This window comes from Pandoraea captiosa, from assembly GCF_902459775.1.
In the GTDB taxonomy this organism is placed as follows: domain Bacteria; phylum Pseudomonadota; class Gammaproteobacteria; order Burkholderiales; family Burkholderiaceae; genus Pandoraea; species Pandoraea captiosa.
In genome coordinates, this window is record NZ_CABPSQ010000002.1 from 916141 (window position 1) to 940842 (window position 24702).

Annotated in this window: 18 protein-coding genes; 10 read left to right on the top strand and 8 right to left on the bottom strand. The window is 61.8% G+C overall.

Annotated elements, in window-relative coordinates:
- Positions 1–180 precede the first annotated feature (180 nt).
- Positions 181–9102: a hemagglutinin repeat-containing protein gene (locus PCA31118_RS09380; RefSeq protein WP_150624942.1), complete on the top strand. Its 8922-nt coding sequence runs from the start codon at positions 181–183 to the stop codon at positions 9100–9102.
- A gap of 485 nt (positions 9103–9587) precedes the next feature.
- Here the strand turns inward: PCA31118_RS09380 and PCA31118_RS09385 are convergent, their stop codons facing one another.
- On the bottom strand, positions 9588–10466 hold the full coding sequence (locus tag PCA31118_RS09385; RefSeq protein ID WP_150624943.1) for a LysR family transcriptional regulator: 879 nt from the start codon (positions 10464–10466) through the stop codon (positions 9588–9590).
- Between the two features lie 289 nt (positions 10467–10755).
- Here PCA31118_RS09385 and PCA31118_RS09390 point away from each other — a divergent pair, with 289 nt between their 5' ends.
- From PCA31118_RS09390 to PCA31118_RS09415, 6 genes are read left to right on the top strand one after another with little or no spacing between them, the layout of a single operon-like run.
- Positions 10756–11616 (top strand): transporter substrate-binding domain-containing protein, encoded by an 861-nt coding sequence (locus PCA31118_RS09390; RefSeq protein ID WP_150624944.1) that lies wholly within the window; start codon positions 10756–10758, stop codon positions 11614–11616.
- A gap of 11 nt (positions 11617–11627) precedes the next feature.
- Positions 11628–12317, top strand: coding sequence for an amino acid ABC transporter permease (locus PCA31118_RS09395; RefSeq protein WP_150624945.1), 690 nt, complete (start codon positions 11628–11630; stop codon positions 12315–12317).
- Positions 12307–13020: an amino acid ABC transporter permease gene (locus PCA31118_RS09400; protein ID WP_150624946.1), complete on the top strand. Its 714-nt coding sequence runs from the start codon at positions 12307–12309 to the stop codon at positions 13018–13020. Before PCA31118_RS09395 ends, PCA31118_RS09400 begins: the two co-directional genes overlap by 11 nt.
- Positions 13017–13976, top strand: a complete 960-nt coding sequence (locus PCA31118_RS09405; protein ID WP_150624947.1) for an agmatinase — start codon at positions 13017–13019, stop codon at positions 13974–13976. The genes PCA31118_RS09400 and PCA31118_RS09405 overlap by 4 nt, the downstream gene beginning before the upstream one ends.
- 14 nt (positions 13977–13990) lie before the next feature.
- Complete coding sequence (locus PCA31118_RS09410) at positions 13991–14719, top strand: amino acid ABC transporter ATP-binding protein (protein ID WP_150625191.1); 729 nt, start codon at positions 13991–13993, stop codon at positions 14717–14719.
- Between the two features lie 49 nt (positions 14720–14768).
- Positions 14769–15182, top strand: coding sequence for a RidA family protein (locus tag PCA31118_RS09415; protein ID WP_150661207.1), 414 nt, complete (start codon positions 14769–14771; stop codon positions 15180–15182).
- Positions 15183–15290: 108 nt separating this feature from the next.
- Here PCA31118_RS09415 and PCA31118_RS09420 read toward each other — a convergent pair whose 3' ends face one another.
- The 3 genes from PCA31118_RS09420 to PCA31118_RS09435 all read right to left on the bottom strand — a co-directional run bounded on the left by PCA31118_RS09420 (position 15291) and on the right by PCA31118_RS09435 (position 17693).
- The gene (locus PCA31118_RS09420; RefSeq protein WP_150624948.1) at positions 15291–15878 is read right to left on the bottom strand and encodes a hypothetical protein; all 588 of its coding nucleotides are present in this window, start codon (positions 15876–15878) and stop codon (positions 15291–15293) included.
- A 540-nt stretch (positions 15879–16418) separates the two neighbouring features.
- Complete coding sequence (locus tag PCA31118_RS09430; protein WP_150624949.1) at positions 16419–17153, bottom strand: ABC transporter substrate-binding protein; 735 nt, start codon at positions 17151–17153, stop codon at positions 16419–16421.
- Positions 17154–17273: 120 nt separating this feature from the next.
- Positions 17274–17693: a rhodanese-like domain-containing protein gene (locus PCA31118_RS09435; protein ID WP_150624950.1), complete on the bottom strand. Its 420-nt coding sequence runs from the start codon at positions 17691–17693 to the stop codon at positions 17274–17276.
- Between the two features lie 129 nt (positions 17694–17822).
- Between PCA31118_RS09435 and ftrA the strand changes: the two genes are divergently transcribed.
- Positions 17823–18824 (top strand): transcriptional regulator FtrA, encoded by a 1002-nt coding sequence (gene ftrA, locus PCA31118_RS09440; RefSeq protein ID WP_150624951.1) that lies wholly within the window; start codon positions 17823–17825, stop codon positions 18822–18824.
- Positions 18825–18827: 3 nt separating this feature from the next.
- On the opposite strand, the gene tcuB is transcribed toward ftrA, so the two are convergent.
- The 4 genes from tcuB to PCA31118_RS09460 all read right to left on the bottom strand — a co-directional run bounded on the left by tcuB (position 18828) and on the right by PCA31118_RS09460 (position 23049).
- Complete coding sequence (gene tcuB, locus PCA31118_RS09445) at positions 18828–20051, bottom strand: tricarballylate utilization 4Fe-4S protein TcuB (protein WP_150624952.1); 1224 nt, start codon at positions 20049–20051, stop codon at positions 18828–18830.
- Positions 20038–21447 (bottom strand): FAD-dependent tricarballylate dehydrogenase TcuA, encoded by a 1410-nt coding sequence (gene tcuA / locus PCA31118_RS09450; protein WP_150624953.1) that lies wholly within the window; start codon positions 21445–21447, stop codon positions 20038–20040. Before tcuA ends, tcuB begins: the two co-directional genes overlap by 14 nt.
- 63 nt (positions 21448–21510) lie before the next feature.
- Positions 21511–22464, bottom strand: coding sequence for a LysR family transcriptional regulator (locus tag PCA31118_RS09455; protein WP_150624954.1), 954 nt, complete (start codon positions 22462–22464; stop codon positions 21511–21513).
- A gap of 135 nt (positions 22465–22599) precedes the next feature.
- Entirely contained in the window at positions 22600–23049 is a 450-nt protein-coding gene (locus tag PCA31118_RS09460) for a hypothetical protein (protein WP_217431255.1), read from the bottom strand.
- A gap of 169 nt (positions 23050–23218) precedes the next feature.
- On the opposite strand from PCA31118_RS09460, the gene PCA31118_RS09465 reads away from it, so the two are divergent.
- Together PCA31118_RS09465 and PCA31118_RS09470 are read left to right on the top strand one after the other, a co-directional pair.
- On the top strand, positions 23219–24004 hold the full coding sequence (locus PCA31118_RS09465) for a helix-turn-helix domain-containing protein (protein ID WP_150624955.1): 786 nt from the start codon (positions 23219–23221) through the stop codon (positions 24002–24004).
- 183 nt (positions 24005–24187) lie between these two features.
- The gene (locus PCA31118_RS09470; protein ID WP_150624956.1) at positions 24188–24700 is read left to right on the top strand and encodes a Csu type fimbrial protein; all 513 of its coding nucleotides are present in this window, start codon (positions 24188–24190) and stop codon (positions 24698–24700) included.
- The last annotated feature ends 2 nt before the right edge of the window (positions 24701–24702 follow it).

A 24702-nucleotide genomic window follows, 5' to 3' on the forward strand; every position in this document is an offset into this window, starting at 1 on the left:
GAAATTAGTTTGGATTATTTATTTTCCAGAATGCTACAGATTTTGGTCGATTTTATAAAGACTGATTTCGAGACGAAAACAAATACTTAATTAATGAGTAATATTCGGCCTACGAAGTTTGTATCGATAGAAGTACAAGACGGGCAAAGACCCTAATATAAATAGTCGTACAAAGATCAGATGAAATCACATGTCAATCGCCGTGCTCACGGCGTGCCCCGGGGAAGTCGGGCGGAAGGTGGGCTTCAGCGTGCCATGGTGCGCGCGCTCGTGCTTGCCCAGATCATTGCCCCAGTGTCGGTCCACGCTCAGGTCGTGGCGGCGCCGGGCGCCAATGCCCCGAATGTCGTGCAGACCGCCAATGGGTTGCAGCAGGTCAACATCACCGCACCTACGGCGGCCGGGGTGTCGAAAAACGTCTATTCGCAATTTGATGTGCCGCGCCAGGGCGTGATACTGAACAACTCGTCGACCATTGTGAATACGCAGCAGGCGGGGTACGTCAACGGCAACCCCAACCTCGCGCGGGATCAGGCGGCGCGCGTCATTCTGAATCAGGTGAATAGCAATTCGCCCAGCCAGTTGCGTGGCTATCTGGAGGTGGCAGGAAAAGCCGCACAGGTCGTGGTTGCGAACAGCGCCGGCATCATGGTCGACGGCGGAGGCTTCATCAACACCACGCGCGGCGTGTTGACGACCGGCACACCTATCATGGGGGCGGACGGCAGCCTGTCGGGATATCAGGTCAACGGCGGACGACTTGTCATTCAAGGCGACGGTCTGAACGCGGCAAATGTCGATCAAGTCGATCTCATCGCGCGTGCGGTTCAGGTAAATGCCGCGTTGCACGCGAAGCAACTCAATGTGGTGACGGGGACGAACCGAGTCGATCACGAAACCCTCTCCGTACAGAAGACGACGGCGGACGCCAATGCGCCTGACGTGGCCCTCGACGTAGGCCAGTTGGGCGGCATGTATGCGCAACGCATCTTCCTGGTCGGTACCGAGAACGGCGTCGGCGTTTCCAACAAGGGGGTGATTGCCGCGCAAGCCGGCGATCTGACGTTGACCACAGAAGGAAAGCTTGTGACGTCGGGAAAGACGGAAGCCACAGGCGATGTTCTGGTCAACGCGAAGGCCGGCATCGACAATCAGGGCAGTGTCTACGCGGGCGGGCGCGCCGATGTACGAACGAGCGGTACGCTGGACAACGGCGGTGTGCTGAGTGCTGCGGGCGACCTCACGGCTCAGGCGATTGCGGTGACGTCCCACGGAACGCTGGGGGCGGGCATCGACGCGGACGGACAGCCGTCGCTCGCGGGAAACCTTACGCTGACTGCGTCTGGAAAAATGACTGCCACCGGACGTAACGTCGCTCGTGGCGACATGTCTTTCCTGGCAGGTGCGCTCGACCTGTCCGGCAGTCGAACAGATGCGAGTCGCAATCTTTCGCTGACGTCGCAGTTAGGCGATATCGATCTTCAACGTGCCATCGTAACGGCTTCGAATGCATTGAGCGTGAGGGCAGTGCAGGGCATTCTCAACGCGAGTGGGGCGTTGTCGGCCGACACGATCACGCTGGCCGCGTTGGGCCGGATTGACAATGCGGATGCGCAATCGGTTGCGAGCACGCGCCTTGACGTGACAGGTGGTCGCATCGACAACCAGCGCGGGCTTTTTCAGTCTGGAGGGCTTCTCGACGTCAAAGGTGCTTCGCTGGATAACGCCGGCGGCCGTGTGGCGTCGCTCTCGGGCGATGGCACATCCGTCGATATCGCTGGCGACCTGAATAACGCTGGGGGAACGAGCGCCTCGGGCGCGCCTGGCGGCGTCATCGGAGCCAATGGTGAATTGAGTGTCCGCGCGGGCACAGTGACCAATACAGCGCAAATTGTCGCCGGGACGCAACTTCATGTGTCGGCCGGGAGACTCGACAACACCAACGGGACGCTCTCGGGCGAGCAAATCAATGCGACGGTCGACACTACATTGACCAATCGTCAAGGCGCGATTTCCGCGTCGACCTCGACCATCAGGGCGGCGCAGCTCGATAACGACCACGGGCTGATCGATGCGGATACCTTGTCTCTGGCAGTGTCGGGGGAAGCATCGAATCGTTCCGGAGAGATCCGGCAATACGGCGATTCGGTCCAGTCGATCAACGTTGGCGGCACGTTGAATAACGCTGCTGGAACGGTTGCATCGAACGCCAGAGATCTGACCGTGGACGTGGGGGCGCTGACGAACGATCAGGGGAAAATCCGCCACCTCGGCGCAGGGAGTCTCACGGTCCTGTCGAGCGGCGATGTCACCAATCTGACGGGCCTGCTCGGCAGCCTCGGCATTCTGAAGATCAATGCGGCCCGCATCGACAACACGGGCGGCGAACTTACTGCGGGCAACGCGACATGGCTGACGTCGACGGCTGACATCGTCAATCGCAATGGCGCGGTGTATGGCACCAACGGCCTTACCCTTTCAGCAGCGTCAAATGTCGACAACACTGCGGGATCGATGCAATCGGGCGGTGCGGTCAGCCTCCGTGCGGACGGGATATTGACGAACACCGGAGGACGCATCAGTGCCAACGGCGCGCACGACACCCTGTCGATCACTGCCGGCAGTTTGGCGAATACCTCGGGGCAATTGACCAACGCGGGCGACGGCGAAACGGCCGTCACGGCGGTTCGCGACGTGCAGAACGCCGCCGGAACGATCGGTGGCAACGGAAAATTGACGGTCGACGCCGCCACGCTGAGCAACGTTGCCGGTGGGAGAATCGTCGGTGGCGGCGACGTCTTGCTGGGCATCGCCGGTGCGCTCGACAACTCTGCAGGGCAGTTGTTTGGCGGCAATTCGGTGACGGTGACCAATGCGACTACACGCGTGGCGAATGCGGGTGGAACGATCGAGAGTGTTGGCGATGTCTCACTGCAAGTCACATCGCTTGATAACGGTAACGGCATCATCCGTTCGAATCGGGACATCGGCGTCGCCGGTGCGATGAGCGGCGCCGGACAGATGACCGCCGGTCGCAATCTCACGTTCTCCGCCGTAGGCGACTACGCGAATACCTCAGCCAACCGCTTACGGGCCGATGGCACGCTCACGCTGACATCGACGGGACGTTTCACCAACGATGGCGTGCTAAGCGCCCCTGGCACACTGGACGTTCGCGCCGCAGAGTTCGTCAACAACGCGAATGGCGCGATCAATGCATCCACGACACAGTTAAGTGCCTCAGGCCTATTCTCCAATTCCGGCAGCATCGGCGGCGACACGGTACGCCTCAACGCGAGCCATTTCTACAACGGCTACGGCGTATTGGGCAACGACGTACAGGTCAATGCTGTCGATATCGAGAACAACGGCACCTCGGCAGTCATAGGCGGGGCAAGACGACTCGCATTGTATGCGTCGAATTCCGTCGCCAACTACGACGGCGCACTGCTCTACAGCACCGGGGATATCGAGATTGCTCGGGATGGCACACGCGACGGACAGGGGCTGCTCGCCAATCAGATGGCCTTGCTGACCAATCGTTCGGCCAACATCGTTGCCGACGGCAATCTGGACATTGCGGCGCGTGTCATCAACAACTCGCGCACTAGCATCGAGACGCAGCCGGGAACGCCGCAGTCTACGACGCAGAGCTTCGGTCTCTATACGGCGGCGTTGCCCAGCGGCGAACAAACGCTGATGCACATGAGCCGGACGTTCCCCGAATGGAAATGGAGCGCAGGACGCGCGCCGATATCGTCGGCCCTGCTGCAAGCGCTTGCGACACCGTTGACCGTCGACATTCCGAAGTCGCAGGTGACGAATGTGGATCTTGCGGCCAAGACCTTCAGTCTGACCAAGCCGCTCGAAGAGTCGTATGAGGACGCGACGACGCAAGGAAAGGGGCCGTGCGATGACCATGGCCAATGCGAGTCGACCACCAAGACGCGAGACGTCGGCAAGAATCCGACGCAATACTTCAACAGCCTCGTCGACAATGGGGATAGTTACCGAATCGTGTTCTGGCCGGATTGGGACCCGAATACGATGATTCGGCCGGATCAGGCGATCTCGCGCGGCGATCTGGGGATCGATCAGCGCGACTACAACGAAATCACGCGCGTCGTCACGACGACGCGAACGCGCGATGAACTCATCAGCGCGTCTCCCGAAGCGAAGCTCCAGGCCCAGGGTTCCATTCGCATCAATGCCGACGGTGGCGCGATCAACAATCAGTCGTCAACGATGACGGCGGGACGCGATCTGATTCGTCGCGCGACAGGCGGGTCCGTCAACGACGTGGGCATAACCTTGCAGGAGACGGTGACACAGACGCAGACGTCGACCTTCTACTGGCACCAGAAGTCTGGCGGCGACGACGATCAGGTGACGGTCGCTTATCCAGTGACGCCGCTGCCGCCAACGACACTTGCATCGCTTCCCGCGATTGCCGTCGGCAACCAGTCGGTTCAGTCCTCCGGGCGCAATATCACAGTGTCGAGCGTTGACCGTTCCGGCAATACCGTCGGTAGCGCCGGCGTAACGGGGGGCAACGCCACGGGAACGCGGTTGGGCAACCTTTCCGGCACGGTGGCAAACCGCCAGACGCTGGGATCGTCCGCGCAGGCCATTCCCGGCCTCACGTTGCCACGTAACGCGCTTTTCCAAATACGTACGGCACCGGGACAGACCTATCTGGTTGCGACGGATCCTCGCTTCACCGAATACGGAAAGTTCATTTCGAGCGATTACATGCTGGGCGAGTTGGGACTCGATCCGCAGAAAACGCAAAAGCGTGTTGGCGATGGTTTCTATGAAACGCAACTGGTCCGCGACCAGATCACGGCGCTCACTGGCAAAACACTGCTCGCGGGATACACCAGCTATCTCGACGAATACACGGCGCTGCTCAATAACGGCGTGACATATGGCAAGCAGTTCGGCCTCAGCGTAGGGGTCGCCCTGTCGGACGCGCAAATGAAGCAGTTGACCACCGACATGGTCTGGCTGGTCTCACAGGAAGTCACCCTTCCTGATGGCACCGTTCAGTCGGTGCTCGTGCCGCAGGTGTATCTGGCGCAAGCCAATACGGTCGATCTCACGAACACGGGCGCGCTGGTTTCGGGTGGCAGCGTGAAGCTCGCCGCGACGGGCGATGTGAAGAACAGCGGTCAGATCGTCAGCGATACGGCGACGACGATTCTGGGCGACGCCATCGTCAACCTCGGTGTCATCGGAAGTGGCGGCACGACGTCGTTGACGTCGCTGGGTGATATTCGCAACTCCGGCGGTCGTATCGGCGGCAAGGACGTCGTCGTGCAGGCGGGGCGCGATCTCATCAACGAATCGACCACGCTCACCCAGACGGCGGGAACGGACAACGGTGGCAGCTTCACATCGTCGGCGTCGGCTACCGGCATCGGCGCGGTCGGCATCATCTCGGGATCGAACAGTGCCACGGCCGTGGCTGCACGCGACGTCACCCTCAATGCGGGCGCAATCGCCAGCGATGGCGCTGTAGTGGTCGCGGCGGGGCGCGACATCAATGCCAACACGTTGACGGTCGGCCAGTCGCAAACTGTCGGCACGACCGATGGACAGAACGGCGGTCGCGACGTCATTGTGCAGAACGTTGGCAGTGCGATCTCCGCTGGCGGCAATCTGACGACGGTCTCAGGGCGCGACACCACGTTGAGCGGAACGACAGTTGCAGCAGGTGGCAACGCGACGGTGCTCGCAGGCAATGATGTCACGGTAACGGCGGTCAAAGACTCGCACACGCACGATGAGCGCTCCTTCGGGGGCTCGTTGCAGTACACCAAATCGTCGCTGGACGAAGCCGTCAATGGTGCCAGCGTGAGCGCAGGTAATCACGTGCTGATCGGGGCGGGCCAGGCGAGTGCGGTCGGTGGCGTGCTGGGCACTTATCAGATTACGCCGGTCGTTGCCTCCTCGGGGACCGGCAATCTGTCTGTGCTGGGTTCGTCCGTGTCGTCGCAGGGTAATGGAACCATCGCATTGGCGGCGACGGGCGATGTCAATATCGGCACGGTGACGCAGACGCACGACAGTCAGAAATGGCAGCACGACAGCAGCTCGGGATTCCTCTCCAAAACGGAGGAGACATCGTCATCCAGCTCACATCAGACGATTGCGGTGGGCTCGACGGTGTCGGGCAACGCAGTGGGCGTGTCGGCCGGACGTGACCTCGTCGTGAGTGGTTCAACGGTCGTCGGCACGCAGGACGTCGCCTTGCAGGCGGGACGAGACGCGCGCATCGAGTCGGCACAGAACGAGAGCCAGAGTAGCTCGTTTTACGAGAAGAAGAGTTCTGGCCTGGGTTCGTCGGGTGGTGTGGGTATTTCGTACGGCAAGAACGAGCAACGTGACCAGACCAACGACAGCAGCGTGACGCAGACGGGCAGCATGGTGGGCAGCCTGAACGGCAATGTCAGCATTGTGGCGGGCAACGACTTGCGGGTCAGAGGCAGCGACATCATGGCGGCCGGCGATATTACCGGCATCGGTCAGAACGTCACGATCGAATCGGCGCTCAACCAGCAGCATCATGACGAGACGCATGAGTTCAAGAGCTCCGGATTTACGCTGGCGGTGAAGTCGCCGGTGATCGATGCGGTGCAAAACGTGACGAATCAGGTCAAGGCAGCGGTGGACTCCGGCGGAGATGCGCGTGTCTCGGCGCTGCGTGGATATGCTGCGGCAAGTGGCGCTTATGGCGCTTACAACGAGGCTGCGCGAGCAGCGGATATGTTTGCGGATCCGAGTTCGAAGGCGAAGCCTGAGGCCAAGGTAGAACTGAGCTGGGGTTCGTCGAGCAGCAAGTCGACGTCGTCTGTCGACTCGACGCAGAACGTGTCGAGCAACATCAGGTCGGGCGGCACGACGGCGTTTGTCGCCACTGGGGATGCGGCGTCGGGCAAGGGCAACGTCAACATCATCGGATCGAACATCGATGCGAAGGATGTCCTTCTGCAAGCCAACAATCAGGTCAATGTCCTGAGCAGCAAGGACACGGAGTCGACGCGCAGCGACAACGAGTCGAAGGGCGGCAGCTTTGGCGTTTCGTTTGGCACTAGTGGCTGGGGTGTATCGGCGTCGTTCTCGAAGTCCAACGGCGACGCCAACTCGGATTCGACGTTCCAGAACAACTCGCATATCAACGCGAGTAATACGGCGGTGATTGTGAGCGGCGGCGATACGAACATCGTCGGCGGCAATGTGAATGCGGACAAGGTGATTGCGCGTGTAGGGGGCGATCTGAACATCGCCAGCGTGCAGGACACGAGCGAGAGTTCGGCGCATCAGGAGAGTATGGGCGGCGGATTCAGCGCGAGCATGGGCGGCGCGTCGGGCAGCTTCAGCTATTCGCGCGGCAATGCGAGCGGCAACTACGCCGGTGTTGTTGAGCAATCGGGCATTCAGGCCGGGTCTGGCGGGTTCGACGTTGACGTCAAGGGCAATACGGATCTGAAGGGCGCATACATCGCCAGTACGGCAGATCCGTCGAAGAACCAACTGACGACGGGCACGCTGACGTTCTCCGACATTCAGAACCATTCCGACTACAGCGCGAACAGCTTTGGCTTTGGCGGCGGGGGCACGTTCGGCAACGGGGGCGCTAACGAGCGGACGACGGGGCCGAGTTCGGGCAAGAACACGGGTGGCATTGCACCCATGCTGCCGCAGTCGGAGAGCGGCAGCGAGCGAGGTGTGACGCGCAGCGGCGTGAGCGAAGGCACGATCACGCTGACGAACGGCGCGAACCAGACGCAGGATCTCGCCAGTCTGAACCGGGACACGTCGAACCTGAACGAAACGGTAAACCGCACACCGGATTTGCAGAACCTGCTCAATGATCAGTCACGCCTGATGGCGGCGGCGACGGCGGCCGGGGAAGCGGTGGCGCGGGATATCGGGACGTATGCGGAAAAGAAGCGAGAGGCGGCGCAGAAGCTGGCCGATGCCACGACCGATCCGGAGTTGAAGGCGCAGTATCAGAAGGAAGCCGACAATTGGAAGGAGGGTGGTGACTACCGTGCGGCAATGCACGCGGCGGGAGGCGCGATCATCGCAGGCTTGGGAGGCGGCAATGCGCTTGGTGGTGCATTAGGCGCAGGATTGACATCGAAGCTTGGCGGGACTCTGAACGAACTGAGCGAGAACATTCAGAAGGCCCGTCCGACGGGTAACGCCGATATCGATGAAGCGCTCGCGCAGATCGTAGCGACAGGGGTTGGTACTGCGGTGGGGGCAGCGGTTGGTGGAAGTTCGGGGGCGTTCACCGGGTACAACGTTGATCGGTTTAACCGGCAGTTGCATCCGGATGAGAAGAAGGCTATTCGAGCAAAAGCAAACGGTGACAAGGAGGAGGAACGACGACTTACACGTGCAGCATGTTATGCGGTCAAATGCTGGGCGGAATATGCCGAGGGAAGCGCGGAACGCAACCAGAACTATGTTAGTGATGTGGAAGCGGCGCAGTTGAAGGCGCAGTTGGATTGGGTTGAACAACAGAAAGTAGGCGGCCTTTTTGAATATACGCCTTGGCAAAAGGTCGGCGATGCAATCAAACATGATCCTGCCGGAGTAGCAAAAGATGCCTCCAAAGTTGTCATGGGTGGTGTGACAGCGAAGACGGGTGCAGGATTTTGTACTACTGGTTTTGGATGTGCGGTTGGTTTGCCGATGGTGGCGTTTGGCCTGAGTGAGTTAAGCGAGGGTTCCAACGGGCTGTATAAACGTTACAACGGCATTGATTCCCCTGGCCTGAATCCGCTACGCTACGGAGCCAACTACCTGAGCCCGACTTGGGGGGATTTGTCCTACGACGTGTTGAACTTTTCGGCCTCGCTGCTCGCCTTAAGGGTACCTGTTCCACTAAAAATGGGCGTTGCCGATGGTCTCAACCGTCCGGGATCCATGTTTAACGTGATGGTGCCTAAAATTAATAACAACACTCTAATTCCGATAACGAAGCAAGCAGCTCCCTACGGAACGACACAAGGTATTTTGATTTTTGGTGTGGGGTCGAAAGGGGTTGCCGTTATCGAAGATGCTCGTCGTGCCGGAGAAAGCAGATGAATTGGCGAAGGGCTTATTCAACTTTTCAAATTTGGTTTGTTGTGTGTCTTGCATCGGCGTTTGGTGCTGGATTCTGGTCGTTCCTGATCGCAGGCGTTTGTAGAGTTGCTTTCGGTCTCGAAGAACGAGTGTCTATGACGCTGATTTTTCTCCCGTTCGCTGTCGTTTCCTTCTGTGTTTTTGTGAAGTACTTGCCGAAGCCGCTAAGAAAAGCAGGGATGCTGAGCGATGATCCGAAGACACTTGGACCTTGGTTTAACTCTGATGGGAACTAGTACAGCGCGTGAAGGGGATTTCGAAAAGTAAACGCTTTTTTGCGTTGCGGAGGTATGCGTGGCGAATGGTGCGGTGGGAGGCTTGACCAGGCTAAGGGAACGCTGAGCCCCTTACTGTGGGTAACACGCCCGAAACCAAAGTGGAGCTGAATCAGGTTCGTCGAGCAGTAAGTCTACGTCGACGTTTGTCGGTCTCTCCATATTCGCCGCTCACGGACACGCGCCCGAATGCACCTCCGCCAACAAATCCAAGAACAAGTCCAGCGCCCGAGTTCTCGGCCGTGACGCTTCCGTGATTGCGCTGATCGCGTTCTCGTACTCCGGCCCCGACGGTACTCTCACCACAGCATGACGTTTCGCGAACGATGCGGCGTAATACTGCGGCAGCAACCCTACGTAATGCCCGGAGAGCACCAGCATCGCCACCGCTTCCAAGCCGGACGCCGTCGGCCCACGCGTCAGTCCCAGGGTATTGAGCGCTTCGTGCACGAACGGCTGCGTCCGATAGACCAGCGGCAACGTCGACGCTTCCTTCACGCGATGCTTCGCCACGTATAACTGGTGACGCTCGATAAACAGTGGCTGATAGTGAAACCCGGCCTCACGCCGGTACATCCCGCGTATCGCGATTTGCACACGACGCTCGCGCAACGCCAGATCGAGTTCGTTGAACGTCATCACCGTCAGTTCGACTTTCACGTCCGGCGCTTGTGTCTTAAGTGCATCCAACGCTTCGGGAATATGACACCCCACATCCGACAGGATGTGCTCGACCATCCCGATCGACAGCGTGCCCGACAGCACGCCACGTACGGCATCGATTTCCGGACGAATCCGCTCCAGCGACTTCAACGCGTCGCGGGCCAACTCCAGCGCAACTTTGCCCGCATGCGTGAGCACGAAGCCGGACGGGCCACGCTCGCACAGTCGCGTGCCCAGCGTTTCCTCGACCTCGCGGATATGTCGGCTGATCGACGCCTTCGACATGTTCAACTGCTTCTCGGCCGCCGCAAAGCCACTCGCCTGCGCCACTGCGCAAAAAATGCGTAACGAGCGAAGGTCTCGCTCGCTGAACTCCCGATTTGCCATCGCCTCGTCCCCAATCGCGTCCGTCACTGCCCGATACATCATCGTCCGTAAGGCAAGCTCACACGCCTCACAGCACCCTCATCGCACAGGCCAGAATTCGCGCTGAACGCCTCACAAACCATTGCCATGCGCGGTGCACAAAAGGTTTCATTTTTTGAAACCATACCAATAAAAAAATCATTTTTCATGATCTTTTTGCCCGCATACATTGGGTTTCAGAGGCGCACGACACCGGTCACTGCCGGACGCGCCCGTCGGAACACCCAACCCACATGACGCGAGGCAAGCTATGAAGACCTGGTCCAGACGATCCTTTGTAAAGGCGACGCTTGCTTCGAGCGCCGCACTGGCGCTGCCGACGGTGCCGTCGCTGGCCTTTGCCGAAGGCGGCACGCTTGCCGACATCAAGAAGCGCGGCAAGCTGACCGTGGGCACCGAAGCGGCATACGAACCGTTCGAATTCGTCGAAAACGGACAAGTGGTCGGGTATGGGCACGACGTGCTCGAACTGATGGCCGCGAAACTCGGCGTCAAGCTCGAACAAATGAACCTGCCGTTCCAGGGGTTGCTCCCGGGCCTCATGTCCCACAAGTTCGACTTCGTGGCGACAAGCGTGGGCATCACCCCCGAGCGCGCCAAACGCTTCGCGTTCAGCCAGCCCGTCGGCGTGGTGCGCTCGGTGCTGATGGTGCGAACCGACGAGACCGCCATCAAGGGCGATATGGACATCGCGGGCAAGACCATCGGCACGCAAATGGGCTCGTCGTCGCAACCGGTGGCCGACGAGTTCGAAAAGGAACTCAAGGCGAAGACGGGTAAGGGCTACGCCGGCACGCGGCTTTACCAGGCGTATCCGGATGTCTCGAACGCGCTCGCCAACAAGACCATCGACGTGGCGCTGATGCCGTCGAACATCGCTGCGGTGCAAATGCGCAAACAACCGAACGCGTTTCGCATCGCCGGGACCATCGGTCAGCCGAAGCTGCTCGCGTGGGTGGCCAATCCGAACGATCTCGAAATCCGCAAGTTCATCAACGATTCGCTCGACGAGTTCCGCGCCAACGGCAAGCTCGCCGCATTGCAGCAGAAGTGGTTCGGCGGCCCGATGGATACGCCGCGCGAGAACTACCTGCCGCAAGGCGCCATCTGACGGCGGCCGCCATGTTCAACTGGCCCGGCATGGAACAGATGCGAGGCGTGCTCCAGCCGTTCATCGAAGGCGTGGTATCAGGCACGGCAATCACGCTCGCCGCCTCCGCAGGCGCCTTCATCATCGGTCTGGGGCTCGGGATCGTGCTGCTGCTCGCGCGCATCTCGCCGCTCGCACCCCTGCGCTCGTTCGTCGTGTTGTGGGTCAGTCTCATTCGCGGCACGCCCGCGCTGATCCACATGCTGATCGCGTACTACATGGTCCCGGCCATGTTCGATATCTCGATCTCGCCGATCACCGCTGGCGTGGCGGCGCTCGCATGCAACACCAGCGCTTACATCGTCGAGATCCTGCGCGGCGCGCTCGGCACGATCTCTTACGGACAACGCGCGGCCGCGTACGCGATGGGCATGCGCGCCCCGCAAGTCTGGCGTCACGTGCTGCTGCCGCAGGTCATCTATCGCGCGATTCCGCCGCTTACCAGCGAGTTCACGATTCTGCTCAAGGCGTCGTCGCTGATGTCGATCATCGCCGTGCCGGAACTGGCGACGGTCGCGCGCAATGCCACCTTGCAAACGGATTTGCCGTTGCAGGTCTTCGCGATCACGGCGGCCGTGTACTTCGTGCTTCTGTTCTGCATTTCGGCCGCGTCGCGAGTCTGCGAGCGCCGCGTCTCCAGGATGCTGCCCCATGGCCATTGATTTTTCCATCGTACGGGAAGCGATTCCCGTGCTGCTCGAAGGCCTGCGCATTACCGCGCTGGTGAGCGTCGTGGGCATACCGATCGGTGTCGTGATCGGGATTGCGGCGGCCTACGCGGCGCAGTCGCGCACGCTGTTGCGTCCCATCGCACTGGCGTACGTCGAGCTGGTACGCAACATCCCCTACCTGATCCTCGTCTACCTGTCGTTCTTCGGATTGCCGAAGCTCGGTGTGAGTGCGTCCGCCATGACCGTCGCCGTGGGGTGTACGGCCTTCTACACCGGTGGCTACTTCTGCGAAATCCTGCGCGCGGCACTGCGCAGCGTCGCACGCGGACAAACGCACGCGGCGCTCTCGCTGGGCATGACTTACTGGCAGACGCAGCGCCACATCATTGCGCCGCAATTGTTCGGCTTCCTCATTCCGCCAACGACCAGCCTCGTCATCATGATGTTCAAGGACTCGGCGATCTTCTCGGTGATGAGCCTGCCGGAGATGACCTATCAAAGCAATCTGCTCACCGCCAACACCTTCGCTTACGTCGAAGTGCTCGGCACCACGGCATTGATCTACTGGCTCAGCAGCGTCTTGCTGGCCGGTGTTGGGCGACGTCTGGAAAACGTTGTCGGGCGACGTACCCGCACACCCGACGTGGCTCCCCTCTCGACACTCCCCGCCAAAGGAAAAGGACAACTTTCATGACGACTTACACCGTCGCGCCGCGCACCGGCCACCCGACCCTGCTGTACTCGGAACTCGATCTCGACATCGACAACCTCAAGGCTGACATTGCCGTGCTCGGCATGCCATATGGCGCGCCGTACGCCGCGTCCGACTTCAGTAACGACCAGACCAACGCGCCCTCGGCGATTCGTCAGGCGACCGACCGTGTGGTGCGTCGCCCCGAGCACTACGACTTCGATATCGACGGCCCGCTGTTGCAAGGCCGCAAGGACATCCGTTTCGTCGATTGCGGCGACATCGTGCCCGATCTGTCGAAGCCGGGCGAGCACTATGCGCGCGCCGAAGCGGCGGTGCGTCGCATTGCAGCAGGCGGCGCCATGCCGATCGTGCTGGGCGGCGATCACGGCATCACCACGCCGGTGCTGCGCGGCCTCGATCAGAAAGGGCCGATCACGCTCGTCCATATCGACGCCCATCTGGACTGGCGCGACGAAGTCAATGGGGTGCGCGAGGGCCTGTCGAGCCCGATTCGTCGAGCCTCGGAGATGGCGCACGTCGATCGCATCGTCCAGATCGGTCTGCGCGCGCAAGGCAGCGGCCGTCCGGCCGATCTCGCGGCTGCGCGCGAGTACGGCGCAGAGCTGGTGACCGCGTACGAACTGCACGACATCGGCATGGACGCCGTGCTCGATCGCATTCCCGACGGCGGCAACTACTACCTCACGATCGACGCGGACGGCCTCGATCCGTCGACGATGCCCGCCGTCGCGGGACCGGCGCCGGGCGGCGTGACCTTCGTGCAGGCGCGCAAGCTGATTCACGGCCTGGTGCGCAAGGGCCGCGTCGTGGGCATGGACATCGTCGAGATTCAACCGGAGAAGGACGATGCCAACCTCATCTCCTGCGTGACGGCGGGACGCCTCATTCTGAACCTGATCGGCGCATCTATTCGCGCGGGACACTTCGACAAATGAGCACCGCACAACCCATCATCGATATCCGCGGCGTCGACAAGTGGTACGGCGCGCACCACGTGCTCAAGCAATGCTCCACGCACGTTGCCAAAGGCGAGATCGTGGTGGTGTGCGGGCCGTCCGGCTCGGGGAAGTCGACGCTGATCAAGACGGTCAATGCGCTGGAGCCGTTTCAGAAGGGCGACGTCGTCGTGGCGGGCACCTCGCTCACTGCGAAGTCGACCGATTTGCCGTCATTGCGCAGCAAGGTCGGCATGGTCTTCCAGCATTTCGAGCTGTTTCCGCATCTCGATCTCACGCGCAATCTCACGCTCGCCCAGCAAATCGTGCTGGGACGCGACGCCGATGCGGCGCGCACCAAGGCACGGGCGTTGCTGGATCGGGTCGGCCTGTCCGCGCACGCGCACAAGTATCCCGGGCAGCTATCGGGCGGGCAGCAGCAGCGTGTAGCCATCGCGCGTGCACTGTCGATGGACCCCATGGCGATGCTGTTCGACGAACCGACCTCGGCGCTCGATCCCGAGATGGTCAACGAAGTGCTCGACGTCATGGTCGAGCTCGCGCGTGAGGGCATGACGATGATGGTCGTCACGCATGAGATGGGCTTCGCGCGGCGCGTGGCGCATCGGGTGGTGTTCATGGAGGATGGCGCGATCGTCGAAGACAGTCCGACCGACGCGTTTTTCAACGAGGCCGCCAGCCCTGCCGCCAAACGTTTTCTCTCGAAGATTCTCGCGCATTGAGCGCGACTTCCCGCCAATTCATTGGAACGATCGGAACCCCAGGAACATCATGACGCACACAAGAATCCGCAAGTTCAACACCCGCGAGACCTACCCGGAACAAAAGCTCGACAACGATCTGTGCCAGGCGGTCATCGCAGGCAACACCATCTATCTGCGCGGCCAGATCGGGCAGGATCTCGATACGCGCGAGTCGGTCGGCATCGGCGACGTGACGGCGCAGACCGAAAGAGCGATGGCCAACGTGAAGATGCTGCTCGACGAATGCGGCAGTCAGCTCGCGGACATCTGCAAGGTCACCGTGTACATCGTCGACCCGCGATATCGCGAGGCGGTGTACAACGTGATGGGACGCTGGCTCAAGGGCGTGTTCCCCGTGTCGACGGGCATCGTGGTGCAGGCGCTGGCGCGCCCGGAGTGGCTGGTGGAGATCGATGTGACGGCTGTGAAGCCCACGGCGTGACGAAGGGATAGCCGACGGTGTGACGACAGCATTACGCGCATCGAACGAGTCCGCATGCAAAAGCCCAGGCCGACGCAGGCGTGTCGGCCTTGGGCGCCGTCGTAGCCTTCAGAAGCGGCGCTTGACGTACACCGTTGCGCCGAGATCTTTCTGGCGAAGGATCGGAATCTTGGCGCTCGCGGAAATGGTCCAGTCCTCTGTCTTGAGCGAGAGTCCGCGCTTGGGATCGGAGCCGAGCTTGTCGTCCGAATTGTTCCATTGGACGAGAGACAACTGTGGCGAGCGGTTGGGCCCGATGCTCAGGTAACTCTGCTGGGTTTTGGCCGCGGCGGCGTCCGCGGCAGGCGTCGATTCGAGCCAGTCCGCCGACCGGTGGTCGTTTCCATGCGCCGCACTATTGACGGCTTCGATCCGCGTGTAGAGAAATGCGTCGGTCTGCGTCACCGGCATTCTGTCGATGCGCTCCGGTGTCTCCGGGCTCTCCCGACCGAACGGATACAGGGTAACGGGAACGGGCGGGACGGCGGCGACCGACACGGGGGCAGGTGGGGGTGGGACGCGCACGGGTAGCGGTGATGGCCCGAGATTGGCCATGATCATCTGTTCGGATGAACCCGAGTCGGCGCCCGCAGCCAACGCCACGCCGCTAAGCGTGACGACACAGGCACCTATCATCCATTTGCTCAGGCACGTCATGGACATGCCTCCCGTGAAGGAATGGAAACGCTATTGCGCTGGCCCCATTTTTACCTTCGTACGACGCAAAGACGGCACTTTTCGAACTTCGTATAACGAACAGTCCTGAACAGTTCCGAACCGTCTTTAGCGGTTTGCTTGCACCGTATGCATTTAGGAATTTTAGTCAGTCATTTGCATACCGCTACCCCAATTTGCATCAATGCCGTGCGGTATCCCACGCGCGCGCTTCGCGCACGCCCGCCGGACGTGGCTCCGCGCATGCGCGAGCGTCATCGGTTCGGGTATATCCCGACGACTGGTGCGATCAGCGCGCCTCGTCACCTGCCTCGTCACGTGCATTGAGCCAAAGACCGAACTCCTTCATCACTTCGACCACGGGACGCAGTCGCGCCCCGTCCAGCCGGGCAGATCTTCGTCCACCACACGTGCAAATCTTTAAATGTAAGTTTATTTTTTATACTTATATGACATTTCTATGCTTTCTTTCATCTTTATACCGAATGCCTGAGTAGCTGGCCGAGTAAGCGACCCGGCCGATCAGGCCCGGGCTGGCGCAACGCTAACGCCCGTGATGCCGTGTCGCTGCATTGCGTCCTCAATGAAGCCCTCCCGCTTCATGTCTTCCACGAACGTCGTCAGGAAGGTCAGTGCGGCTTCGCCGCGCGTAATCGGTACCCCCATCGCCTGACGAATTACCATGAAGCGCTCATCGAGCAGTCGGTAACCGCTCAGGCTGGCCACGTCCTGTGCAAGTTGTTGCTTCACGCCGGCGGCCACTTCACAGCCTGTCTCGATGAATGTTCCGACCACGGCGGGCGAAGTCGGCGCACGCACGATCTCGGCGTGCCTGAGTTCGCGTGTGAGGAACAGGTCGTACGCGCTGCCCTTGCCGACGACGACCCGCGTGCCTGCCCGGTCGACGTCGGCGTTGGACGTGACGGGCGACTCGTTGCGCACGAGGTAAAAGCCTTCGATGAGGAGGTAGGGCGAGGTGAAACCGATCGTCGCCGCGCGGCGCGGGTCGATGGCAAAGAAGCCCACATCCGCCGCTTCATTCGTGACCGCTTCGACGGATTTTCCCGCGGCGTCGACCACGACCAGTTCCAGCGCGACGCCCAGGCGCTTTGCCAACGCGCCAGCCAGATCGACGGAAATCCCCACGGGGCGGGACTCCGCGTCGGTGCCCGCGAGAATGGGGTTGCCGAGGTTGATACAGGCGCGCAGCACGCCGGTCGGAGCGAACGCTGCAAGAAGGGTCGGGTCGAGCGTCATGATGGGAAGTCGCGTAGCGGGTTTCAGGACGTGCAGCCGAGAGGCGGCGCTGACGATCAGCGATGTGCCGAGCTTACCGCATTTGCGCGATCATGCAGCATCAAGCGGCATCAAGCGGCATCAAGCGGCATCGTGCCTCGCAAGCGCGAAGCCTTCGTCGAGCCAGCCGGTCACGCCGCCGATCATCACTTTGACGGGACGTCCCAATTGCGCCAATCGGATGGCGCCCCGTGTCGCACCGTTGCAGTGCGGCCCTGCGCAGTAAGTGACGAACAGTGTGTCGGCTGGATAATCCGCGAGCTTCGACGCGATGATCTTGCCGTGCATCAGATTCACGGCACCGGGAATATGTCCCTGTGCAAACATCGCCGGGCTGCGTACGTCGAGCAACACGAACCCGGGCGATCCGCCGGCAAGCGCGCCGGCAACGTCGGCGCAGTCGGTTTCGAATTGCAGCGACGCGCGAAAGTGCGCCAGCGCGGCGGTGCTCTCAGCGGCGGGGACGGCGGTGACGGCGTTGTTTTCGTTCAGGTCGGACATGGCTTGGATCGGTAGGAAGGTCGGTATCTGTGTGGGCCCCCGATAAAGGCGATGGGGGAGTCCTCATTCTGCCGCTGCACCCGCGATCGGATAAGTGTCGCAAATGACAATATCCGGTAACATCGCGCCATGAAACATCATCTTGTCGCGGCATTGGCCTATGACCGGCTCTGCACCTTCGAATTTGGCTGTGTGACCGAGATGTTCGCGCTGGAGCGTCCTGAGCTCGGCGTGGACTGGTACCGGTTCAACGTGTGCGCCATCGAGTCCGGCCCCCTGCGTGCGGCCGGCGGTATTACGGTCGCCGCGCCGTACACGCTCTCGCGGCTGGATCGTGCGGATACGATCGTGGTGCCCGGTTGGCGCGACCCGGACGAGTTGCCGCCCGAGGCATTGCTCAAGAAGATTCGCGCCGCTTATCGTCGCGGCGCACGGCTTTGTTCGATCTGCTCCGGCGTGTTTGTTCTGGCGGCGGCCGGCGTGCTCGATGGCAAGACGGTGACGACCCACTGGCGTTATGCGCAAAAGTTGCAGCAGCGCTACCCGAGCGTGAAGGTGCAGTCCGACACGCTCTATGTCGACGACGGCCAGATCATTACGTCGGCAGGATCGGCCGCGGGGCTCGACATGCTGCTCCATCTAGTGCGCCGGGACTATGGCAGCGCGGTGGCAAACCGGGTCGCACAGCGCCTCGTCGTGCCGCCGCATCGCGAAGGCGGCCAGGCCCAGTTCGTGCCGCGGCCGGTGCCGCGCGACGAAAGCGGACGTCTGGCGAAGCTGATGGACTGGGTGCGCCAACACCCCGCATTGCCGCACACGCTGCGCTCGCTCGCCGAACAGGCGTCGATGAGTTCGCGCACGCTGCAACGGCATTTTCAGGAAGCTACCGGCATGGCGCCCTACGAATGGCTGACGCATGAGCGGGTGGCCGTCGCCCGCGAATTGCTCGAAGCGCAGCCGTCGGCCCCCATGGCGCGCATTGCCGAACTGGCGGGCTTCGGGTCGGAGGAGTCGATGCGCAGGCACTTCCGACGCATCGCTCACACGAGTCCGGCTGCGTACCGGCAGAAGTTCGGTCACGACACGAGCCCCCCATCGGCAGGCACCCGCACGCCCGTGTCGTCTCGGTAACGACTAATCCGAACCGACGCTCAGTGTGCTGCGCTGCCGTTTCTCGATCGACGACTTGAGCAGTGCTGCGCAGCGGAAGATGCCGTGCGCGAACTTGCCATAAGGCAGCGTGGCGAACAGCGCCATCACGATGCCAAGGTGTATCGCCAGCAGCGACGGCATCGCCGAGGAGGCGCGCAGCGCGAGCAAGGCGAGACCGGACGCGCTTGTCAGGAGCAGCAGCGCAATGAAGCCACGATCCATCGGACGCTGACGGGCATCGCCCCGCGCCGCAGGCCGCTTCAGGTTCAGCCACAGCAGCCCTGCGGGCCCCACGATCAGCCCGATGCCGCCCAGGATGCCCAGCAGAACCGGCGCGCTCAGCACCGGATACGGCGCCTCGACCCCGAGTGCATAGTGATAGAGCGTGGCGATGGCGGTCGCCGCAAAACACAGCATGAAGCCATAGAACGTCAGGTGATGGAAGCGGCGCCGTGCGAGCGTAAAGGCGTCGTCCGCTTCGTTGCAGCCATCGCCATGACCGCCATCCAGGTATTTCAGCGTCAGCGCGTCTCGGGTCGCCTCCGCCACGGCAGGCGCGCGCCTGTTCGTCTCTCCCGCCGATCCCACAGACACGTCGCGCCAGAAGCGCCTCACGCCCACGCCCAACGCGAGCAGCGAGAACAGGAACACGGTGCCGAACATGGCCGCAAGCAGGTTATGCGGGAAAATCGCGTAGAAGCTGCCGGGCGCGCCGTCGACCGGCAAGCCGCCCTGCAAGGCAACGCCGAGCCAGAGAAACAGCACGAGGCCGGCCGCGAGCGCCACCGACAGGGTGAGGCCATTGCGCTTGTAGAGTGCACCGAACGACGCGGGGAACGCGTATTCGGTGTAGGTCTCGAGACGAACTTCCGCCATCGCTTTCGGCACGTTCACGCCGAATTCGTGAGGCGGGGCGTACTGGCACGCGTGATAGCAGGCGCCGCAGTTGTGGCACAGATTTGCCAGATAGTTGACGTCCGCCTTGCCGAATTCGAGGCGGCGGGTCATGGCCGGGAACACTGCGCAGAAACCTTCGCAATAGCGACACGCGTTGCAGATCTGCATCTGGCGTGCCACTTCGGTCTCGCTCGCGCTCATCGGCACGATGGGAATCACGCGCGCTGCGCTGCCATGTGACGGGTTTTTCATATCGCTTGATGACGCCCTGTGTGAACGCTCGGCTGCGAGCGGGTCAGACTGCTGCACGGGATACCTCCGTTGTCTGGCGTGCGGCGCGCGCAGCCTGCGTCCCGGCAATACGCCCGAACGCCGTGCCGATCGACATGCCCACCCCGGCTGTATACCCCTTGCCGAGAACGTTACCGGCCATCATTTCCCCGGCAACGAACAGGTTGTCACTGGGGCGGCCACCGAAGTGGACCTGTGCGCGCTCGTTGGTCTTGAGTCCGAGATATGTGAAGGTGATGCCCGGGCGTAGCGCGTATCCGTAGAACGGTGGCGTGTCGAGGCGACGCGCCCAATGCGTCTTGGGCGGTGTGAGGCCTTCAGTGTGGCAGTCGTCGAGGGCGGTGTGATCGAAGGTGCCGACGCGGCACGCATCGTTATAACGCGTGATGGTTTCCATGAAACGCGCCTCCGGCAGTCCAAGCTTGCGCGCGAGTTCCGGCAGCGTGTCGGCCTTCTCGCCGGGAAAGACGGGCGGCATGAAGCGACCGACGGCTTTCGCGTCGATGATCGAATAGCCGATTTGTCCCGGCTGATGCGCCACGAGTCGACCCCAGATGGCATAGCGCTTGGGCCAGAAGTCCTCGCCTTCGTCGTAGAAGCGCTGAGCGTCGCGATTGACCACCACCCCCAGCGATACGCAGTCGATGCGCGTGCAGATGCCGCCGTCGTAAAGCGGTGCGCGCGCGTCGATGGCAACGCAATGCGACTGGGACGGGTCGCCGATCATGTCCGCCCCGGCGTCGCTCATATGCTTGATGAGCACGCCCCTGTTAAAGCGAGTGCCGCGAATCAGGAAGTTGTCGGCGGGCCATTCGCCACGCTCGTTTTGTCCCCATGCCTCGCGCAGCCATTCGCGATTGGATTCGAAGCCGCCCGCTGCCAGTACGCAGGCGCGAGCTTCGAACCGCTGGTCGCCGCTGCGCGCGGCAATGAAACGGGATCCTTCGAGTTCGAGGGAGTCGACGGGAGTGTCATAGCGGATATCGACGCCGAGCGCTTCGGCGCTGCGGTAATACGCGTTGACGAGGGCCTTGCCGCCCCCCATGAAGAACGCGTTGGTGCGTGCCACGTGCAGCGCACCGGATAGCGGCGGTTGGAAACGCACGCCGTGTTTTTGCATCCACGCTCGGCACGACGACGATGCACGGATCGTCAGCCGCGCCAGAGACTCGTTCGTGATGCCGCCCGTCACCTTCAACAGGTCCTGCCAGAATTCCTCTTCCGGATAGGCATCGACGAGCACGTCTTGCGGTGCGTCGTGCATGCAGCGCAGATTGCGCGTGTGTTGTGAGTTGCCGCCGCGCCATTCGCGCGGTGCGGATTCCAGAAGCAGGACCGAAGCACCGGCCTCGCGCGCCATCAACGCGGCGCACAGTGCGGCATTCCCTCCCCCGATTACGAGCACATCGACCATCAGACTTGCCTCCTTTCGGACAAATCGTAAAGGTCTCGCGCCGTAGGCGCCATCCGTCAGCCGTCAAGGGGTCTTCACGATTTGTGAAGTGCCGGGCGCGCGCAACTGCGCACCGGGCCAGCGATGTTCCCGGACCAACTGACGGGCGACGTCGGCGAGCACCACGCGAGCGGCGAGTCCGGCCGGAGACAGTTCGTCATCGGAGACGCTGGCGAGCATGTTGGGCCGCATGGCGTATTTTTCGGCGACGGGTACGCTCGTCAGAATGGCGTTCTCGGGTCTGGCGAGCGCCGCGCCGGGCTGTATCGTCGCGCCAACGCCGGCACGCACGACGTCCATCAGCAGCGCGAGACCGTCGATTTCGGCGGCGATGTTCGGTTCGTACCCTGCACGCCTGAACGCCGCGAGCAGCAGCGAACGCAGGCCGTGGGTGCCGCTGGGGAGAATCAAGGGAAGGTCGCCGAGGTTTTTCAGCCGGACGGAGGTGCTTGCGGGCATGCCGTCGAGATCGCGTGCACCGATCAGGAACAGCCGCTCGTCGAGCAGCGGCTGCACGCTCCAGCGTTGCGCGGGCGCTTCATGGAACAGCACGGCGAGATCGATTTGACGCGCGCTCAGCATGGACGCCAGATGGCCGGAGAGGTTCTCGACCATGTGCAGTCGTACATCGGGGTACCGCTCGCGCATGGCTTGCAGGAACGCGACACCCATTACGCTGGCCGTACTCGGCGCCATGCCCACGCTGACGTGGCCCGACAGGCGGGCCGAGCGTGCGGCGTTTGCCGCGTCGTCGACATGACGCAAGGCGAGTTGCGCCTGACGCCAGAACGCCAGACCGGCGTCGGTCGGCACGACGCCGCCGGAGGTGCGTTGCAGCAAACGCGTGGACAGTTCGCTCTCGAGACGGCTGATCTGCTGACTCAGCGCCGAGGTCACAACGCCGAGTTCCAGCGCTGCCTTGCCCATGCTGCCGTGTTCCACGACGCTGAGAAAATACCGCAGTTGTCTGAGTTCCATGTCGCGACGATTCGAATGAATACCCGGACATTTTATTCGTGGTCTGCGAGTCCCGGGGGGACTCGCAGGGCGCGGAGCAAGTCACGCCGTCGCCGGAAAGCCCGCCATTTCGGCCAGGCATTTCGGCCAGGCATTTCAGCCAAGCGCTGCGCGACGGCGGCGCAGCCCGATGAAGGTCAGCTCGGCGAATACCACGACAGTCACGATCTGCACACCGATGAAGACCTGGCCTAGCCCGTTGGGTGAGATCCAGTCGGACGCCAGCAACAGACCACAGTCGAGCGCCCAGATCAGGTTGATGCCGATGACCGTCCACATGGCCGCCGCGGGTAATGCCGTGCGTCGCACCAGCCAGACGAGCGCAGCGGCGTAGACGAGCAGGACAAGGCCCGTGATGCGCAGACCCTCGGCGGGCAGGTCGAGCAATGCCGCCAGTGGCGCCGCCGCGAGCACTTGCAGCAGCCCGACGGCACCACTGACAAGCGCATCGGCAAGCAGCACGCGGGCAAGGAACGATGCGTTGGGTGAAGCATGACGGGAGTCGTGACGAGAAGTCTCGAGAGAAGACTGACGGGATGACATCATGATGACCTCCTTCGAAGTGGGACGGAACCGAACAATCCGCGCGTGGCGGCGTTGGTCAGGATCACGAGACATTGGATCTCGCTGGCTGTCATCTTCGCGAATGCATGTCGTGCAGTCGATTACCTCCGAGGTAATGGCAGCGCCTCGCGCAACCGTTATCATTCGCGTCATGACGACACCCGCTATCGGAACCCTGTTACGCGACTGGCGCCAGCGCCGGCGCATGAGCCAGCTCGATCTCGCGCTGGAAGCCGAGATTTCGACCCGCCATTTGAGTTTCGTGGAGACAGGTCGCGCGCAACCCAGCCGCGAGATGCTGCTGCATCTTGCACAGGCGCTCGACATCCCGCTGCGTGAGCGCAACGCGCTGCTCGTGGCAGCCGGTTTCGCGCCTCGCTTCGAGGCGCGCGCGTTGGATGCGCCTGACATGGCCGTCGCCCGCGAAGCGGTTCAACGTGTGCTCGACGGTCATGAGCCTTACCCGGCGTTGGCCGTCGATCGGCATTGGACGCTGCTCGCCGCCAATCGCGCGGTGATGCCGCTGCTCGATGGTGTCGATCCTTCGCTGCTGAGTGGCGCCGTCAATGTGCTTCGCCTGTCGTTGCATCCTGACGGTCTCGCCTCGCGCATTGCCAATCTGCCGGAGTGGCGCGAGCATTTGCTGCACCGCCTGCGTCAACAGATTCACGCCAGCGGCGATGCCACGCTGGGCGAGTTGTATGAGGAACTGAAGGCCTATCCCGTGGACGCGCGCGGCCCGGCTCCGGCCGTGCCGCCGTCGGCGAGCATCTTCGTGCCGATGCAGTTGCGAACGAACGACGGGCTGCTGTCGTTTTTCAGTACGACGACCGTCTTTGGCACGCCCGTTGACGTGACGCTTGCCGAACTCGCACTCGAAGCGTTTTACCCCGCCGACGAAGCGACCGGCCGCATCATGCGCGCGATGGCGATGTGAGGTCGCGCAGGTGGGGTGTCGATCAGATCGACGACTTCGTCGTTCGGGAGTAATAAAAATTACGCATTGCAAATAATCCACAAACGCAAACGGAATTAAACGCACTCGTTGTCAGGCGGGCGTTTGTCCAAATATGATATGGCGTCACTTGCACTGCATTGATTCCCGTCCATGGAGATCGGTATGCTGGATGTACGTCGATTCATCAGGCTTCCCCTGGCAGGTGCGCTTTTCTTGATCGCGGGTAGCGCCTTGCCCCAAACGCAAACGCTCACAGACACTTTCCAGGTTCGTATCAACATCCAGGGCACATGTCTTGTGCTCACCTCCACGGACGTCGACTTCGGAACGCACGTTCCCAGCGCGGGCTCCCACTCCCAGACAGGCACCATTCGCGTGCAGTGCACGAAAGACTTGCCATTCTCCGTGGGGCTGGATGGCGGGACGACCAACGCAGATGTGAACGCCCGGGCCATGGTCAACGGTACCGGTGTTCAAATTCCCTACACGCTGCGACGTAACAGTCCGACCGGACCCATCTGGGGAAACGACAGTTCAAACTGGCAGACCGGCGTGGGGCAGGGACTTGGATCCGCCTATGAGATCTCGCTGACGGTATACGCACAGGCGACCCTTACCGGAAACGAGCCGTCCGGCGCTTACTCGGACACCGTGACGGCAACGTTGACCTACTGATT

Bases quoted from the DNA above. Each gene is read 5' to 3' on its own strand.
- PCA31118_RS09465 (WP_150624955.1), top strand. From the start codon at position 23,219: ATGACGACACCCGCTATCGGAACCCTGTTACGCGACTGGCGCCAGCGC.
- PCA31118_RS09415 (WP_150661207.1), top strand. From the start codon at position 14,769: ATGACGCACACAAGAATCCGCAAGTTCAACACCCGCGAGACCTACCCG.
- PCA31118_RS09435 (WP_150624950.1), bottom strand. From the start codon at position 17,693: ATGTCCGACCTGAACGAAAACAACGCCGTCACCGCCGTCCCCGCCGCT.
- PCA31118_RS09385 (WP_150624943.1), bottom strand. From the start codon at position 10,466: ATGGCAAATCGGGAGTTCAGCGAGCGAGACCTTCGCTCGTTACGCATT.
- PCA31118_RS09455 (WP_150624954.1), bottom strand. From the start codon at position 22,464: ATGGAACTCAGACAACTGCGGTATTTTCTCAGCGTCGTGGAACACGGC.
- PCA31118_RS09400 (WP_150624946.1), top strand. From the start codon at position 12,307: ATGGCCATTGATTTTTCCATCGTACGGGAAGCGATTCCCGTGCTGCTC.
- PCA31118_RS09405 (WP_150624947.1), top strand. From the start codon at position 13,017: ATGACGACTTACACCGTCGCGCCGCGCACCGGCCACCCGACCCTGCTG.
- PCA31118_RS09380 (WP_150624942.1), top strand. From the start codon at position 181: ATGAAATCACATGTCAATCGCCGTGCTCACGGCGTGCCCCGGGGAAGT.
- PCA31118_RS09395 (WP_150624945.1), top strand. From the start codon at position 11,628: ATGTTCAACTGGCCCGGCATGGAACAGATGCGAGGCGTGCTCCAGCCG.
- PCA31118_RS09430 (WP_150624949.1), bottom strand. From the start codon at position 17,153: ATGACGCTCGACCCGACCCTTCTTGCAGCGTTCGCTCCGACCGGCGTG.
- tcuA (WP_150624953.1), bottom strand. From the start codon at position 21,447: ATGGTCGATGTGCTCGTAATCGGGGGAGGGAATGCCGCACTGTGCGCC.
- PCA31118_RS09460 (WP_217431255.1), bottom strand. From the start codon at position 23,049: ATGATGTCATCCCGTCAGTCTTCTCTCGAGACTTCTCGTCACGACTCC.
- PCA31118_RS09420 (WP_150624948.1), bottom strand. From the start codon at position 15,878: ATGACGTGCCTGAGCAAATGGATGATAGGTGCCTGTGTCGTCACGCTT.
- PCA31118_RS09470 (WP_150624956.1), top strand. From the start codon at position 24,188: ATGCTGGATGTACGTCGATTCATCAGGCTTCCCCTGGCAGGTGCGCTT.
- PCA31118_RS09390 (WP_150624944.1), top strand. From the start codon at position 10,756: ATGAAGACCTGGTCCAGACGATCCTTTGTAAAGGCGACGCTTGCTTCG.
- ftrA (WP_150624951.1), top strand. From the start codon at position 17,823: ATGAAACATCATCTTGTCGCGGCATTGGCCTATGACCGGCTCTGCACC.